The sequence below is a fragment of the Spirillospora sp. CA-128828 genome (assembly GCF_050945415.1).
Classification (GTDB): Bacteria; Actinomycetota; Actinomycetes; order Streptosporangiales; family Streptosporangiaceae; genus Spirillospora.
Genome location: NZ_CP191986.1, coordinates 4,550,887 through 4,567,209, shown reverse-complemented (window position 1 = coordinate 4,567,209; position 16,323 = coordinate 4,550,887). Strand labels below are relative to the sequence as shown.

Here is a 16,323-nt window from a genome sequence, read left to right as displayed (position 1 = left end):
TGTCAACGAGTCGCCGGTGCCGGCTTCAGGGCGTTTCGACCAGATGCGACGGAGCCGCGGGCGACGCGTGAAGCCGCTGGTCAGCGTCGTATTGCAGGAGAAGCACGGAGCGGACGGTCCCACCGGCGGCGCTGTAGCTGTGCGGGAGCCGCGCGTCGAAGCTGACGTAGTCGCCGGGCCCGAGCTCCACGTCCCGGTCGTCCACCCGAACGGCGAGCCGCCCGGCCTGGACGATCGTGTGCTCGGTCCCGACGTGGCCGAGCGAGTCCTGCCGCCGACCGGCCCTGACCTGCTGGTCGTACACCTCGAACATGGCGCCGCCGGACTCGATGCCGCGCAGCGGCCGCAGGTCGACGCCCTCGCCCCGAAGCACCTCCACCTCGGCGGCGCGGACCACCGTGAGGCCGGACCGCTCCTGGTGGTCCAGCAGGTCGGAGATGGGGACCTCCAGCGCGCGGGACAGGCTGAACACCGTCTCGATCGTGGGATTGCCCGCCCCCGCCTCCAGCTGGGAGAGGGTGGCCTTGCCGATCTTCGAGCGGCGGGACAGCTCGGACAGCGACAGGCCGAGTTCCAGCCGCGCCCGGCGCAGGTTGCCGGCCAGCACGTCCCGCACCGATTCCCCTGACGCGCCCACGCTCGCCGCCCCTCGCTCCGTCGCCCGCCACGTTCGCTGTATCGAACGGCCAGTGTACTCGGCGGCGGACGCGTCAGAGGTCCACGAGCCTGCCGGCACCGACGTCCCGGGCACGGTCGACGATGACGGCGGCCGCCGCGGCGTCCTGCACGCCGAGACCGACGCTGTTGTAGAAGACGATGTCGGCGGCGGATTCACGTCCGGTGGCGAGACCGGCGACGATGGGGCCGAGCGGACGGACCTCGTCCGGGTTCAGGACGCCGGCGCGGACGGCGGCCACCACAGGGCCGGCGTGGTCCAGCGCGGTCGTCACGTCGTCCACCACGACGGACGCGGCCCGGGTGAGGGTCTCGCCGTCCACCTCCGTCCGGTCCGGGGCGAAGGAGCCGACGCTCACGACCGTGCAGCCCGGGTCGAGCCAGGAGCCGAGAACCACCGGTTCCGGGCTGGTGGTGGCGGTGACGACGATCTGCGCGCCTTCGACGGCCGCGCGGGCGGATGCCGCCGCCTCGACCGGCATCTCCAGTTCGCGCGAGAGCTCGGAGGCCGCAGTGCAGGTCTCCGGATGACGGCAGGCCATCGTCACCAGGCCGATGGGGCGGACCATCGCCATCGCCCGGACGTGCGCGCGGCCCTGGACGCCGCAGCCGATCACCGCGAGCCGGGACGCGTCCGGCACCGCGAGATGGCCGGCGGCCACCGCGCTCGCCGCCGACGTGCGCAGCGTCGTCACGGCCTCGCCCTCGATGATCGCGACGGGCCGGCCGTCCACCGGGTCCTGGACGGTGACGAGCGCGGCCACGGTCGGAAGGCCGCGCGCCGCGTTCCCGGGGTTGACGCTGCCGAACTTGGCGACCGCTCCCGTGCCGGGCAGCCGGGAGACGTAGCTGAACGCGACGTCGCCGTCCGGGCCGTCCAGCAGCACCCGGGGCGCGAGCCCCGCCTCCCCGCGGCCGAGCGCGCCGAACGCGGCCCGCTGCGAGGCGATCGCGGCGGGCAGGTCGAACACCGCGCGCACATCGGCCGCGGAAAGCAGCAGGACACCGGCCATGGGGAGATCCTCGCGAGCCCGCCGCCGCGCTGTCGAGACCGAAAGGGCAAGCGGTGCTTACCGATCACTACATGAGATCGCATGCTTGCCCGTCTCGACGCCCGTGCCCCGACGTTTCAGGCTTTCACCATCCCGGACGACGAGCGACGGAGAGCCGCCGATGACCCCACTGACACCGCGGGACCGCGGACGCCGGTTCCGCCTGTGCACCGCGGCGGGCGCCGGCCTGCTGCTCGTCCCGCTCGCCGCGGCCTGCGGCTCGAACGACTCCGGCGGCTCCGGCGCCATCAAGATCGGTGTCCCGGCACCGCTGAGCGGCGACTCGGCCTCGGCCGGGCAGGACATCCTCGCCGCGGCCAAGGTCGCCGCCGACGAGATCAACAAGGCCGGCGGGGTGGACGGCCGCAAGATCCAGATCGTCGAGGCGGACGACCAGTGCAGCGCCCAGCAGGGCGCGCAGGCCGCGCAGAAGCTGCTCAACAGCAAGGTCGTGGCGGTCGCCGGCGGCTACTGCTCGGGCGCCGCGGTGCCCGCCATCCCGATCTACGGGCGGCGCAGCGTGCCGTTCGTGATGGACGCGTCCACCAACCCGTCCCTCACCGACACCGGCAAGGGCAAGGTCTTCCGCACCTGCGGGCGGGACGACAACCAGGGCCTGGTGGCGGCCAAGTTCATGACCGGGCCGCTCGGCGCCAAGCGCATCGCGTTGCTGCACGACAACACGACCTACGCCAAAGGCCTCGCGGACGCGGCGGCGAACTCGGTGAAGCAGGCGGGCGGGCAGGTCGTCTACGAGGACGCGCTGCAGCCCGGCCAGTCCGACTACAGCCCGGTCCTCACGAAGATCGCCTCGACCAGGCCGGACGTGCTGTACTTCACCGGCTACTTCGCCGAGGCCGGCCTGCTGATGAAGCAGCGCAAGCAGCTCGGGCTGAAGTTCACCCTGATGGGCGGGGACGCGACGACCGACTCGACCGTGCTGAAGACCGCCGGCTCGGCGGCCGACGGCTACATCGCCACGACCGCGCCGCTCGCCAAGGACCTGCCGGCCGCCGCGAAGTTCGTCTCGGCGTACAAGGCCGCGAACAACGCCGACCCCGGGCCGTTCTCGGTGTACGAGTACGACGCGGTCAAGGTCGTCGCGAAGGCCATCGACGACGCGGGGTCCACCAAGGGCACGGCGATCACCGACGCCCTCCACAAGATCAAGGACTTCCCGGGCATCACCGGGCCGATCACCTTCGACGATAAGGGCGACCGGACCGACCCGCTCTACATCACCGTCCAGGTCCAGAACGGCGCGTTCACCGCCTACAAGAAGCTCGACAAGAGCGGCGCCACCTGGGTGGACGCCAAGACCTCCTGATCAGGGCCCGATGAGCGAATTCGTCCAGTACCTCGTGAACGGCCTGACGATCGGGGCGTTCCTCGCGCTGATCGCGCTCGGCTACTCGATGATCTACGGCGTGGTCCGACTGATCAACTTCGCGCACGGCGACATCTTCATGATCGGGGCGTTCGCCGGGTTCGGGACGCTGACCACGCTCGGCGCGACCGGCGGGATGGCGCTGCCCGCCATCATCGCCGCCGTGGTGGTCGGCGCCCTGGCCACCGGCGTCGTCGGCACCGGGATCGCGAAGGCCGCCTACGTCCCGCTGCTGTCGTCCCCGCGCCTCGCGCTGCTCATCGCGGCGATCGGCGTCTCGCTGGCGCTGGAGGAGGGCGTGAAGGTGCTCACCGACGCCCGGTTCAAGTCCTATCCGAACGCGCTGGACGGCGGCCGGATCTTCAGCGGCGCCGTCCACGTCACCTGGGGCCAGCTCACGCTGGTCGTGCTGTCGGTGACGCTGATGGCGGGGCTCTGGCTGTTCGTCACCCGCACCGTGACCGGGACGGCGATGCGCGCCCTCGCGATGGACCGCGACGCCGCCCGGCTGCAGGGCATCAACGTCGAACGGCTGATCCTGACGACCTTCTTCATCGGATCGATGCTGGCGGGCGCCGCCGGGGTCATGTACGGGCTCTACTACGTGCAGATCAGCTTCGGCATGGGATTCCTCATCGGGCTGCGCGCGTTCACGGCGGCGGTGCTCGGCGGCATCGGGAACCTGCCGGGGACGATGGTCGCGGGCGTGTGCATCGGCCTCGTCCAGTCGTTCTCCGCCGGGTACGTCTCGTCCCGCTGGACGGACGTCATCATCTTCGGGCTGCTCATCGCGGTGCTGGCACTGAGACCCACGGGCCTGTTCGGCGAGCGTGTCGTGGAGCGGGCATGAAGGGCGCGCCGGTGGGCGGGCAGAGGCTCGCGCGGGGGGAGACGGCCGTCCGGTACGGCGGCTGGCCGCTGCTCGTCGTGGTGGCGCTGGTGGCCGGGCAGACCCTCGACGACTACGCGCTGACCGTCGCCGGGACGATCCTGATCTACGCGATCCTCGGGCTCGGCATCAACATCGTCGTCGGGTACGCGGGGCTGCTGGACCTCGGGTTCGCGGCGTTCTTCGCCATCGGCGCCTACACGTCCGGCCTGCTGATGCTGAAGCTGGAGTGGGGCTTCTGGCCGACGCTGCCGGTGGCGGTGGCGGCCGCCGGGGTCGCCGGGGTCGTGATCGGATACCCGACGCTGCGGCTGCGCAGCGACTACCTCGCCATCGTCACGCTCGGCTTCGGCGAGATCATCCGGATCACCGTGGTGAACCTGGAGGTGACCGGCGGCCCGAACGGGCTGACGGGGATCCCGCCGGTGACGATCGGCGGCCGGGAGATCGTCACGCCCAAGGACTTCTTCTACCTGGCGCTCGCCTTCTTCGTCGTCGTGCTGGCCGCGACGGCGCTGCTCGCCCGGTCGCGGCTCGCCTACGCGTGGCGGGCCATCCGGTCCGACGACACCGCGGCCGAGGCGGTCGGCGTCCCGGCGCGGCGGGTGAAGCTGCTCGCGTACGTGCTCGGCGCGGTGGTCGGAGCGGTCGCGGGCCCGCTGAACGCCGCGCAGCTCGGCACCGTCGACCCGTCCAGCTTCACGTTCCTGACCTCGCTGATGATCCTGCTCGTGGTGATCATCGGCGGGATGGGCAGCCGGCCGGGCGTGCTGATCGGCGCCGTCGTGATCGTCGCGCTGCCGGAGGTGCTGCGGACCGTCCAGGAGTACCGGGGGCTGTTCTTCGCGCTGCTGCTCATCCTGATCGTGATCCTGCGGCCGCAGGGCGTGTGGCCCTACCGGCCGCGCCGCCTCCGGCTCCCCGCGACGGCGGGCCCCGCGCCGGAGCTCCCGGCCGCCGCGGGGACGCTGCTGGAGGTGGACGGCCTGGCCAGGACGTTCGGCGGCGTGACCGCCGTGGACGGGCTCGGGCTCCGCGCGGACGCCGGGCAGGTCGTCAGCGTGATCGGCCCGAACGGCGCGGGCAAGACCACCGCGTTCAACTGCATCACCGGGATGATCCCGCCGTCGGCCGGGACCATCGTGCTCGCCGGGCGGAACGTGCGCGGGCTGGCTCCGCACCGGGTCGCCGCCGCCGGGCTCGCCCGCACGTTCCAGAGCATCCGGCTGTTCGACGAGATGACCGTCGCGGAGAACGTCCTCGTCGGCCGGTTCGCGCGGGACCGGGGCCTGCTGCGGCCGCTGTCCCGCGCGGACCTCGACACGGTGCGCCGCTGCCTGGACTTCGCCGGCCTCCTCGACATGGCGGACCGTCCCGCGGGCGGGCTCGCCTACGGCGACCGGCGCCGGCTGGAGATCGCGCGGGCGCTCGCCGGGGACCCGCGCGTCCTGCTGCTGGACGAGCCCGCGGCGGGCGCGAACCCGACCGAGAAGCGGGCGCTGATGGAGCTGATCGCCCGGATCAGCGCGCTCGGCACCGCCGTGGTGCTGATCGAGCACGACGTCGCGCTGGTCATGTCGATCTCCGACCGCGTGACCGTGCTGGAGTACGGGCGGACGATCGCGGTGGGCCCGCCCGCCGAGATCCAGGAGGACCAGCGGGTCATCGCCGCCTATCTCGGCGTCCCGGACGACCCCGAGACCGACCTCGTCAGGGAGGTGCTCAGGTGACGCTCCTGCGGGTGACGGACCTGCACAGCCGGTACGGGCAGGTCGAGGCGCTGTCCGGGATCTCGTTCGAGGTCGGGGAGGGCGAGATCGTCGCGCTGCTCGGCAGCAACGGCGCCGGCAAGACCACCACGCTCCGGACGGTCACGGGCCTGCACCGGGCCCGGTCCGGGCGGGTCGAGCTCGACGGCCGCGACATCACCCGGCTCGTCGCGCACAAGATCGTCGCGGCCGGACTCGGGCACGTCCCGGAGGGCCGGCGCGTGTTCCCGGCGCTGAACGTCGCCGAGAACCTGCTGCTCGGCGGCTATCTGCGGCGCCGGGACCGGGCCGCGGTCGCGGCCCGCCGGGAGGAGGTCTACGAGATGTTCCCGCGCCTCGGCGAGCGGCGCGGGCAGCTCGCCGGGCTGCTGTCGGGCGGCGAGCAGCAGATGCTCGCGATCGGCCGGGCGCTGATGCTGCGGCCCCGGCTCCTCGCGCTGGACGAGCCGACGATGGGGCTGGCGCCGCAGATGGCGCAACAGGTGCTCCGGGTCGTCCGGGAGATCCGCGACCAGGGCACCACGATCCTGATCGTCGAGCAGAACGCCCACCAGACGCTCCGCCTCGCGGACCGCGCCTACGTCCTGGAGACCGGCCGGATCGTCCTGGACGGCGCGGCGTCCGCGCTCGCCCAGGACGACCGGGTGAAGGCCGCCTACCTGGGCGGCGACCCGGTCATCGAGGCCACGTGAGGAGCTTCAGCGCCGCTTCTTCGATCGCGTCCTCGGACAGGAGGACGTGGTAGGCGGCGTCTCCGAGGGGGATGAAGCTGTCCTTGCCGGCGACCCTGGCCGTCCGTCCCTGGAAGCCGGCGTCGGCGAGTGCGGTCAGGACGCCCTCGGACACGCCGCCGGTGCGGCGGGTCTCGTCCGCGACCAGCACGGCGCCGGTGGCACGGGCCTCGCGGAGCAGGTCGTCGACGGGCATCGGGGCCAGCCAGCGCAGATCGAGCACGCGGCAACGGACCCCCCTGGCCTCCAGGCGGCGGGCGGCCCGCAGGCTCATGCGCAGGCCGTTGGCGAACGTGACGATGGTGAGATCGCCGCCGTCACCGTAGGTGCGGCCGTGCCCGATCGGTACCCTTCCCCCGGCCGGGGCGAGCCAGCCGCCGTCACCGTCCTCATGCAGGTCGCGCACGTGATACAGCGCGATCGGCTCCAGCATGACGCAGACGCGGCCCTCCCCTTCCGCGGCGTCCACGCAGGCGCGCAGCATCCCGGCCGCGTCGTCGGGACGGGCCGGTGAGGCGATGACGAGCCCGGGTATGTCGCGCAGCGCCGCCACGGCGTTGTCGTTGTGGAAGTGACCGCCGAAGCCCTTCTGGTAGGCGTATCCGGCGATCCGCACGACCATCGGATTGCGGTACCTCCCGGAGGAGAAGAACGGCAGCGTCGCCGCCTCGCCCCGGATCTGGTCGGCGGCGTTGTGCAGGTAGGCGAGGTACTGGATCTCCGGGACGGGCAGCATCCCGGCCGTCCCGAACCCGAGCGCGAGGCCGAGGATCGACTGCTCGTCCAGGATCGTGTCGAACACCCGGGCCGCCCCAGCCCTCTTCATGAGCCCCCGCGTGACCCCGTAAACGCCCCCTTTGCGCGCCACGTCCTCACCGAAGACGAGCATTCCCGGGCGCTCGTCCAGCAGCTCGCCGAGCGTCCGGTTGATCGCCTGCGCCACCGTCACCCCGTCCCCGGCCACCTGCTCCGCTCCCCCGCGGAGGCCGGTGTACCGGAGCGGCGCCATGACCTCCGCGGCGGACGACAGGCGGGGGGCACCGGCGATCTCGTCGGCCAGGGCCATGACCTCGGCGCGTTTCGCCTCGTAGAGGTCGATGATGTCCTTGGCCGTCGCCGCGCGGCGGTCGATGAGAAGGCGCGCGGTCTGAAGCAAGGGGTCGCGCTCCAGGTCGGACGCCACCTCCGCAGGGGTCCGGTAGGACGATTCGACGTCGGACCCGGCGTGGCCCATCAGGCGGACCGTGCGCAGGTGCAGGAAAGCGGGGCGGCGATGTTCGCGAACCCATTCTGCCGCCTGCGCCGACACGGCGTGGGCGTCGGCGAGGTCGCAGCCGTCCGCGTGGAAGTAGGCGAGCCCGGGGCGCGACCCGTAGGCGGAGTGGATCCAGCCGGGCGCCGTGCGGACGCTGATGCCGATCCCGTTGTCCTCGCAGACGAACAGGAGCGGCAAGGGCAGACCTTGGAAGCCGCAGTTGATCGCCGCGTTGATGGCGCCTGTGGCCGTGGAGTGGTTGGCGGAGGCGTCCCCGAAGCTGCACACGGTGATGGCGTCACGCGGCCATGGCGAGTCCAGACCGAGCCGGGCGGCGCGTTCGATCGCGAAGGCCACGCCCAGCGCGCGCGGGAGGTGCGAGGCGATCGTGGAGGTCTGCGGGATGACGTTCAGCGGATGGCTGCCGAACACCTTGTGGCGTCCGCCCGCGATGGGTTCCTCGGCGGCCGCCACCAGGCCGAGGAGCACGTCCCGCAGCGGATTCCGGCCAGGGACCTGGCGTGCGCGCTCCAGGAAGAACGCGCCCGACCGGTAGTGCAGGAGCGCCGGGTCGTCCGGGCGGAGCGCGGCGGCGACCGCCGCGTTCCCCTCATGGCCGGAGGAGCCGATCGTGTAGAAGCCTTGGCCTTGGGCCTGAAGGTGGCGGGCCGCGAGATCCAGATGCCGACTGCCGAGCTGCGCGTCGAAAAGCTCCAGGCAGCGCTCGTCGCTCAGCACGCCGGGCGGGGCGGGCGTGCCGGACCCTTCGAGGGACGCGGCCGTCTCCAGGAAATGGACGTCGGCGGGTTCGGCCATAGGGGCTCCTGCACGGAACGGGGACGCCTGTCGAGCATCGGACGCGGCCACCGGCCGGGCCAAGCCGCGGGAGGCCGCGAACCGGTTGGGAGTTGGCCAAGGATCGCTTAACGACGTCCCCGGAAGAGGCTCAGCCGGGCTTGGCCTCTCGGTAAGGAAGCCGTGTTCTGCCCGATCTTGGCTCGGGCGCGGTGGTCCGTTCAGGCTGGGAACCGTGCTCACCTCCGTCATCGGCGGCGCCCGGATCCCGGCGGGGCCGCGCTCGTACCGTTCCACCGACCCGTCCCGCACGTCCGAGACGGTCGCCGAGGTGTCCCTCGCGGACGCCGGCGACGTCGTCCGGGCCTGCCGGGCCGCCCGCGCGGCGCAGGACGCCTGGCGGGACGTGCCGGCGCCCGTCCGCGGGCAGGTCGTCGCCGCGATCGGCCGGCTCGTCGAGGCCAACAAGGCGGCGCTCGCCCGCGTCGTGACCCGGGAGGTCGGCAAGCCGTACGCCGAGGCGCTCGGCGAGGTCCAGGAGATCGCCGACACGTGCGCGTTCTTCCTCGGGGAGGGGCGGCGGCTGTACGGGCAGACCGTGCCGTCCGAGATGCCCGACAAGCAGCTGTTCACGTTCCGGGACCCGGTCGGCGTCGTCACCGTCATCACGGCGGGCAACTTCCCGGTCGCGGTGCCGTCCTGGTACATCGTCCCGGCGCTGCTGTGCGGGAACACCGTGGTGTGGAAGCCCGCCGAGTACGCGGCGGCGTGCGCCGACGCGTTCCACGACCTGTTCGCCCACGCCGGGCTGCCGGACGGCGTCCTCAACGTCGTGTACGCGGACGGGCCGGAGACGTTCCGCGGCCTTGAGCAGGCCCTCGCCGACGGGCTCGTCGACAAGGTCGGCTTCACCGGCTCCACCGAGGTCGGGTCGCGGATCGGCGAGCTGTGCGGCCGCCACCTCCAGACGCCGTGCCTGGAGCTCGGCGGAAAGAACCCGATGGTCGTCACCGAGGACGCGGACCTGCCGCTCGCCGTCGAGGGCGCCCTGTTCTCGGGGTTCGGGACGGCCGGGCAGCGCTGCACGTCCCTCGGGACGGCGATCGTCCACGAGTCGGTGCACAGTGAGTTCGTCCGGCTGCTGGACGAGGCGACGCGCGCCGCGGTCGTCGGAGACCCGGCGGGCGACGTCCTGTTCGGCCCGCTGATCAGCGAGCGGTTCGCGGACGGGTTCGAGAAGGTCCTCGGCTGGATCGGGCCCGGCCACACCGTGCACGGATCGACCGCGACCGGGCGGATCACCGCCGCAGACCCGCGCGAGGGCTTCGCCGGGGACCCCGCGGCGGGGCTGTTCTACCACCCGGTGATCGTGGACGGGGTCGGCACGGGCGACGAGCTGTTCATGAACGAGACGTTCGGCCCGATCATCGGAGTCGCCTCGTACCGGACGATGGACGAGGCGATCGCCCTCGCCAACGCCCCCGGCTACGGCCTGTCGGCGTCGATCTACACCACCGACCCGGCGAAGGTCTTCGCGTTCCGGCGGCGGATATCGGCGGGGATGGTGAGCGTGAACAACTCCACGTCCGGCGCGGAGGCGCACCTGCCTTTCGGCGGGAACGGACGCTCGGGGAACGGCAGCCGCCAGTCGGGTGTGTGGGTGCTGGACCAGTTCACCCGCTGGCAGTCCATGAACTGGGACACCTCGGGAAGGCTGCAGAAGGCACAGATGGACGTCCTTGAGATCAGCCCCGACCTGGGCTTCCGGCTGTAAGGGGGACGCGTGGAGAGCGAGGCGGAGGTCGTCGTCATCGGCGGCGGCGTCATGGGGACGAGCATCGCGTTCCATCTCGCCGAGGCCGGGGTCCGGCGCGTGGTCCTCCTCGAACGGGACGAGCTGGGCTCCGGGTCGACGTGCAGGGCGGCGGGCGGCGTGCGCGCCCAGTTCTCCGACGAGGTCAACATCAGGCTCGGCGCCCGCAGCCTGGAGGCGTTCACGCGGTTCCCCGACCGCCCCGGCCAGGAGATCGACCTGCACCAGGTGGGGTATCTTTTCCTGCTGTCGCGGCCGGAGGACGTCGCGTCGTTCGAGGCGAGCGTGGCCCTGCAGAACGAGCTGGGCGTGCCGAGCCGGATGATCTCGGTGGCGGAGGCGCGCCGGCTGTCCCCGCTGATCGACGCGGACGGGCTGCTGGCCGCCGCGTTCTCCCCCGACGACGGGCACTGCACGCCCGAGTCGGTCGTCCTCGGGTACGCGACCGGCGCGCGGCGGCACGGTGCGGCCATCCGGACCCGCTGCGCGGTCACCGGCATCGATACGGACGGCGGCGAGATCGTGGCCGTCCGGACGTCGCAGGGCCGCATCCGGACGTCCGCCGTCGTCTGCGCGGCCGGGCCCTGGTCGGCGGCGGTCGGCGCGATGGCGGGCGTCGATCTCCCGGTGGAGCCGCTGCGGCGCCAGATCGTCTTCACCGAGCCGATTCCGGACCTCCCCCGCCCCGTCCCGATGACGATCGACTTCACGACGTCGTTCTACTTCCACGCCGAAGGCGCGGGCCTGATGCTCGGCATGTCCGACCCGGACGAGCGTCCGGGCTTCCTCCTGAGCCGCTCGGACGCGTGGCTCCCCCGGCTCACCGAGGCGATCGGGGCCCGCGCGCCCCGGCTCCTCGACGTGGGCCTGACCGGCGGCTGGGCGGGCCTGTACGAGGTCACGCCGGACCACAACGCCCTCATCGGAGAGGACGGGAACGTGTCCCGGTTCCTGTACGCGACGGGCTTCTCCGGGCATGGCTTCCTGCAAGGCCCGGCCGTCGGCGAGGTCGTCCGCGACCTGTACCTCGGCCGCGTCCCGTTCACCGACATCGCTCCCCTGCACGCCGCGCGTTTCGCCGGCGACGTCCTCCGCCCGGAGATCAACTGTGTCTGACGTGCTCGCGCTGATGGACGAGTGGGGCCCCGAACGGGTCGTCTGCGTCTCCGACACCCGGACCGGGATGCGCGGCGTCCTCGTCATCGACAACACCGCCCGCGGCATGGGCAAGGGCGGCATGCGGATGAGCCCGTCGGTGACGGTCGCGGAGGTGGCGCGGCTCGCGCGGGTCATGACCTACAAGTGGGCGGGCGTCGACCTGTTCTTCGGCGGTGCGAAGGCCGGGATCATGGCCGATCCCGGGTCGCCGGACCGGGAGGCGATCCTGCGGTCGTTCGTCCGGGCGCTGTCGCAGGAGATCCCCCGCCGGTACGTCGCGGGCCTCGACATGGGGCTGTCCGAGCGGGACGCGGCGGTCGTCCAGGACGAGCTGGACGACCGGGGCGCGGCCGTCGGAACCCCGCACGCCCTCGGCGGGATGCCGTACGACGAGCTGGGCGTGACCGGCCACGGGGTCGCGGAGGCCGCCGACGCCGCGGCGCGGCACGCCGGGACGTCCCTGCGGGGCGCGCGGGTCGCGGTGCAGGGGTTCGGGGCGGTCGGGCACGCGGCGGCCCGGCGCCTGGCCGAGCTGGGCGCGACCATCGTGGCCGTCTCGACCGTCCACGGAGCGCTGCACGACCCCGACGGCCTCGACGTCGGGCGGCTCCTCGACCTGCGCACCGAAGCGGGCGACGCGGCCGTGAAGGAGTACGGCGGGAGGCTCCTGGAGGCGGGGGCGGAGCTGCTCGTCCCGGCGGACGTCCTCGTCCCCGCCGCGCTGCAGGACGTCATCGACGAGAAGGTCGCCGCGAACGTCCGGGCGAAGATCGTGGTGGAGGGCGCGAACCTGCCCACCGGGCCGGGCGCGCAGCGCGTGCTCGCCGAGCGCGGCGTGACGGTCGTGCCGGACTTCGTCGCGAACGCGGGCGGCGTCGTCGCGGCGGGTTTCGCGATGGACGCCCGCTACTCGGCGTTCCGTCCCGACCCGGACGCGGTGTTCGCGGCGGTCTCGGCGAAGATGCGGGAGAACACGGAGAAGGTCCTCGACGCGGCCCGCGCGCAGGGCACGACGACGCACCGGGCCGCGGTCGCGCTGGCGCAGGAACGCGTCCGGGCCGCGATGGAGCTCAAGGGCCGGTTGCGCCGCTGATCTCCGCCTGCACGCAGCGGGCGACCTCGCTGAGGCCGCGCATCGCGTCCTTGACGAGCGGGTTGGTGTTGGTGGAGCGGCGCAGCACCGTCACGTGCCGCTGCGGGCTGCGGCGGCTGAGCCGGAGCATCCTCAGCCCCGGCGCGGGCACGCAGCCGAGCGCCGGGACGAGCGCGATGCCGAGACCGCACCCGACCAGACCGCAGACCACGGCGTAGTCGTTGCTGCGGAACGCGATGTTGGGGGTGAACCCCGCGGTGCTGCACAGCCGCAGCAGGGCCTGCGCGCCCGAGCTCTCGGGGCGGCTCGCGATCCACGTCTCCGACCGCAGGTCACGCAGCCGGACCGTCCGTCCGGCGGCGAGGGGATGCTCCTCCGGCACGCACAGCACCAGGTTCTCGTCCATCACCGGTGCCTCCACGATCTGGTCGGGCCAGGTTCGCGGGAACAGGTCGTACCGGTAGACGAGCTGGAGGTCGAGATCGCCGTCGAGCAGCTCGGGCAGCAACTCGTCCGGCTCGCCCTCCGACAGCGTGATGTCGATGCCGGGGCGGATCCGGGACAGCTCCGCCAGCACCCGCGGCAGGATGCGGGCGCTGGCGGTCGGGAAGCTGCCGAGCTGCAGCGCCCCGCGCTCGCCGCTGGCGACCGTGCGCAGCTCGCGTTCCAGGGTGTCGAGCGCCGACAGCACGTCGTTGCCCTTGCTGACCATGAGGAACGCGGCGCTGGTCGGCCGCACGCTGCGGGCCCGGCGCTCGAACAGCACCAGGCCGCAGGCGCGTTCCAGTGCGGCGATCTGCTGGGAGACGGCGGACGCGGTGTACCCGAGGTTGCGGGCCGCGTCCGCGAACGAGCCGGTGCGCACGACCTCGCGCACCGTCTGGATGTGCAGGGGACTGATCATGGGCGCACCCCGTTCAGCGCTGAACGTGACCGTCTCCCCCGCAGACGCCTCCCTACATGCCTATCACTCTGGGGGGTCGACCCCCCAGACCCTCCGGAAGGCGACTGACCGTCGCCTTCCGCTCCCCTGGCGCTCCACTCCAGTCGCCGGTCAGTCGTGCCTGGGCCTCTTGGCCACCAGCGTCAGCACGTCGTACTTGGCGACCGACGCCCCTTCCTGGTTCGTGACGTCGGTGTCCCAGCGGACCTCCCCGTAGTCGGCGCCCTCGCGCGGCGTGATCTGCTTGGCGGTCAGGGTGACCGTCAGCTCGTCGCCCGGCTTGACCGGCGTGAGGAACCGCAGGTTCTCCAGGCCGTAGTTCGCCAGGACGGGCCCGGGCGCGGGCTCCACGAACAGCCCGGCCGCGAACGACACGACGAGGTAGCCGTGCGCGACGCGCCCGCCGAAGAACGGGTTGGCCTTGGCGGCGTCCTCGTCCATGTGGGCGTAGAACGTGTCGCCGGTGAACTCGGCGAAGTGCTCCACGTCGCCGAGGGTGACGGTGCGGGGGCCGCCGACGGCGGTGTCGCCGACGCGCAGGTCCTCCAGGTGCTTGCGGAACGGGTGCTCGTCGGTGACCGTCCGGTCGGTGCCGGGGACCCAGCGGCCGGTGATCGAGGTGAGCATCGCCGGCCCGGCCTGGACGGCGGTGCGCCGCATGTGGTGCACGACGCCGCGCATCCCGCCCATCTCCTCGCCGCCGCCGGCGCGCCCGGGGCCGCCGTGGACGAGCGGCGGCAGCGGCGACCCGTGCCCGGTCGACTCCTTGGCGTCCTCGCTGTTGAGCACCAGCAGGCGGCCGTGCCAGGGCGCGGTGCCGAGGACGACCTCGCGGGCGAACCCGGCGTCCGCGGTCACGATGGAGCCGGCCAGGCTGCCGCGCCCCCGCACCGCCAGCTCGACGGCCTGCTCGGCGCCGTCGTACGGCAGCAGCGTGCTGACCGGCCCGAACGCCTCCACCTCGTGCGGTTCGGCGCGTCCGGGGTCGTCGGCGCGCAGCAGGACCGGGGAGATGAACGCGCCGCGTTCGGCGTCCGCGCCGACGACCTCGACGTGCTCGGGGTCGCCGTACACGACGCTTCCCGCGTCCATGAGGGCCTTGAGGGAGCGCCGCACCTCCTCGCGCTGGTCGAGGGTGGCGAGGGCGCCCATCCGCACGTCCGGGTCGGCCGGGTTGCCGACCGTCACCTTCGACAGCCGCTCGCGGACCGCCTCGGTGACGTCGTCGATCAGCGCCGACGGGACGAGCGCCCGGCGGATCGCCGTGCACTTCTGCCCCGCCTTCACGGTCATCTCCGCGACCAGCTGCTTGACGAAGAGGTCGAACTCCTTCGTGTCGGGCGTCGCGTCCGGCCCGAGGACGGAGCAGTTCAGCGAGTCGGCCTCGGCGTTGAACCGGACGGCGTTCCCCACGATCACCGGATGGGTGCGCAGCAGCCGGGCGGTCGACGCCGACCCGGTGAACCCGACGATGTCCTGCTCGGTGAGGTGGTCGAGGAGGTCGCGCGGGTCGCCGCAGACCATCTGGACCGTGCCCTCGGGCAGGATCCCCGACTCGACGATCAGCTCGACCAGCCGGGCCGTCAGGAAGGCGGTCTGGCTCGCCGGCTTGATCAGGGTCGGCACCCCGGCGAGGAACGCGGGGGCGAGCTTCTCCAGCGGACCCCACACCGGGAAGTTGAACGCGTTGATCTGCACCGCGACGCCGTGCGACGGCGTGCACAGGTGCTGGCCGACGAACGTCCCGCCCTTCCCGAGCGGCTCGACGTTCCCCTCGACCAGCACCCGATCGTTCGGCAGCTCCCGCTTGCCCTTGCTCGCATAGCCGAACAGGACGCCGATGCCGCCGTCCACGTCGAACTTCGAATCGCCGAGCGTCGCGCCCGTCCTCGCCGACAGGGCGTACAACTCCTCGCGATGCTCTCTCAGATCGGAGGCGAGGGCCTTCAGCAGGGCCGCCCGCTGGTGGAATGTCAGCTCCCTCAGCACCGGGCCGCCGACGCCCCTGCCGTACTCAAGGGCAGCACCCATATCGACCCCCGCCGAAGAGATCCTCGCGACCTCCTCCCCCGTGACGGCATCGTGCAGCGGCGCCCCCTCGTCCTCCGGGGCACGCCATGAACCCGACACATAACTGCGCAGCACGACCACTGGGACCTCCTTGTCCACATCTCCTGACCATTCTTGCCACCTACGAGCTTCCTTCACCCCTCGCAGAGATGACAGCCGGGCCCGGGACACTTTGTGTACTCGCACAAGCGCCGCCCTACCTCAGGCGTAATCGCCCGGCCGCCGCGGCGTCCGTAGCGTCGAGGTCATCGACGAAGAGAGAGGGACTTCGATGACCGCGACCCGTTCCATCACCCAGAAGGGCCTGCTCGCCGACGGCCGCCGCCTGCTCCGCCTCGCGCTGCGCCTCGACTCCGTCGTCACCGGTGTCAACGGCCTCGCCTACCTGGCGCTCGCGGGCCCGATCGACGACCTGCTCGGCCTGGACGCCGGCCCCGGACGGGTGCTCGGCGCGTTCCTGCTGGTCTACGCCGCCGCCGTGTGGGCGATCTCGGTACCGGCCCGACCCCACCGCCACGCCGTGACCGCGGTGGTGGAGGCGAACCTGCTGTGGACGATCCTGAGCGTCGTCGCGGTGGCCCTGGGCTGGTTCTCGCTGAACACCGCCGGCGGCGTCTGGGCCGTGCTCCAGGCGATCGTCGTCGCCGGTTTCGCGGCGCTGCAGTACACCGCGCAGCGCCGCGCCCGGTGACG

At 72.6% G+C, this 16,323-nt stretch carries 13 protein-coding genes; 8 read left to right on the top strand and 5 right to left on the bottom strand.

The window, feature by feature from the left end; all coding sequences use genetic code 11:
* Positions 1–25 precede the first annotated feature (25 nt).
* Positions 26–616: a helix-turn-helix domain-containing protein gene (locus ACQPXG_RS22395; RefSeq protein ID WP_433469655.1), complete on the bottom strand. Its 591-nt coding sequence runs from the start codon at positions 614–616 to the stop codon at positions 26–28.
* Positions 617–710: 94 nt separating this feature from the next.
* Positions 711–1,688: an ornithine cyclodeaminase family protein gene (locus ACQPXG_RS22390; RefSeq protein WP_433469654.1), complete on the bottom strand. Its 978-nt coding sequence runs from the start codon at positions 1,686–1,688 to the stop codon at positions 711–713.
* 160 nt (positions 1,689–1,848) lie between these two features.
* Between ACQPXG_RS22390 and ACQPXG_RS22385 the strand changes: the two genes are divergently transcribed.
* The 4 genes from ACQPXG_RS22385 to ACQPXG_RS22370 are packed head-to-tail and all read left to right on the top strand — an operon-like array spanning position 1,849 to position 6,464.
* Positions 1,849–3,054 (top strand): branched-chain amino acid ABC transporter substrate-binding protein, encoded by a 1,206-nt coding sequence (locus ACQPXG_RS22385; RefSeq protein ID WP_433469653.1) that lies wholly within the window; start codon positions 1,849–1,851, stop codon positions 3,052–3,054.
* A gap of 10 nt (positions 3,055–3,064) precedes the next feature.
* Positions 3,065–3,964 (top strand): branched-chain amino acid ABC transporter permease, encoded by a 900-nt coding sequence (locus ACQPXG_RS22380; protein WP_433469652.1) that lies wholly within the window; start codon positions 3,065–3,067, stop codon positions 3,962–3,964.
* Entirely contained in the window at positions 3,961–5,733 is a 1,773-nt protein-coding gene (locus ACQPXG_RS22375; RefSeq protein ID WP_433469651.1) for a branched-chain amino acid ABC transporter ATP-binding protein/permease, read from the top strand. The genes ACQPXG_RS22380 and ACQPXG_RS22375 overlap by 4 nt, the downstream gene beginning before the upstream one ends.
* Positions 5,730–6,464, top strand: a complete 735-nt coding sequence (locus ACQPXG_RS22370; protein ID WP_433469650.1) for an ABC transporter ATP-binding protein — start codon at positions 5,730–5,732, stop codon at positions 6,462–6,464. Before ACQPXG_RS22375 ends, ACQPXG_RS22370 begins: the two co-directional genes overlap by 4 nt.
* Here ACQPXG_RS22370 and ACQPXG_RS22365 read toward each other — a convergent pair.
* On the bottom strand, positions 6,448–8,574 hold the full coding sequence (locus ACQPXG_RS22365; RefSeq protein ID WP_433469649.1) for a thiamine pyrophosphate-dependent enzyme: 2,127 nt from the start codon (positions 8,572–8,574) through the stop codon (positions 6,448–6,450). The genes ACQPXG_RS22370 and ACQPXG_RS22365 overlap by 17 nt on opposite strands.
* A 214-nt stretch (positions 8,575–8,788) precedes the next feature.
* Between ACQPXG_RS22365 and ACQPXG_RS22360 the strand changes: the two genes are divergently transcribed.
* Genes ACQPXG_RS22360 through ACQPXG_RS22350 form a run of 3 tightly spaced genes read left to right on the top strand, consistent with a single transcriptional unit; the run spans position 8,789 to position 12,617 of the window.
* Positions 8,789–10,327 carry an aldehyde dehydrogenase family protein gene (locus tag ACQPXG_RS22360; protein WP_433469648.1) on the top strand — a complete coding sequence of 513 codons (1,539 nt, stop codon included), beginning with the start codon at positions 8,789–8,791 and terminating at the stop codon, positions 10,325–10,327.
* A 9-nt stretch (positions 10,328–10,336) separates the two neighbouring features.
* Positions 10,337–11,482: an NAD(P)/FAD-dependent oxidoreductase gene (locus tag ACQPXG_RS22355; RefSeq protein WP_433469647.1), complete on the top strand. Its 1,146-nt coding sequence runs from the start codon at positions 10,337–10,339 to the stop codon at positions 11,480–11,482.
* Positions 11,475–12,617, top strand: coding sequence for a Glu/Leu/Phe/Val family dehydrogenase (locus ACQPXG_RS22350; protein ID WP_433469646.1), 1,143 nt, complete (start codon positions 11,475–11,477; stop codon positions 12,615–12,617). The genes ACQPXG_RS22355 and ACQPXG_RS22350 overlap by 8 nt, the downstream gene beginning before the upstream one ends.
* Here ACQPXG_RS22350 and ACQPXG_RS22345 read toward each other — a convergent pair.
* Positions 12,595–13,521 carry a LysR family transcriptional regulator gene (locus tag ACQPXG_RS22345; RefSeq protein ID WP_433469645.1) on the bottom strand — a complete coding sequence of 309 codons (927 nt, stop codon included), beginning with the start codon at positions 13,519–13,521 and terminating at the stop codon, positions 12,595–12,597. The two genes, ACQPXG_RS22350 and ACQPXG_RS22345, sit on opposite strands and share 23 nt — an antisense overlap.
* A gap of 150 nt (positions 13,522–13,671) precedes the next feature.
* On the bottom strand, positions 13,672–15,729 hold the full coding sequence (gene paaZ, locus ACQPXG_RS22340) for a phenylacetic acid degradation bifunctional protein PaaZ (protein ID WP_433469644.1): 2,058 nt from the start codon (positions 15,727–15,729) through the stop codon (positions 13,672–13,674).
* 172 nt (positions 15,730–15,901) lie between these two features.
* Between paaZ and ACQPXG_RS22335 the strand changes: the two genes are divergently transcribed.
* Positions 15,902–16,321: a hypothetical protein gene (locus ACQPXG_RS22335; protein ID WP_433469643.1), complete on the top strand. Its 420-nt coding sequence runs from the start codon at positions 15,902–15,904 to the stop codon at positions 16,319–16,321.
* The last annotated feature ends 2 nt before the right edge of the window (positions 16,322–16,323 follow it).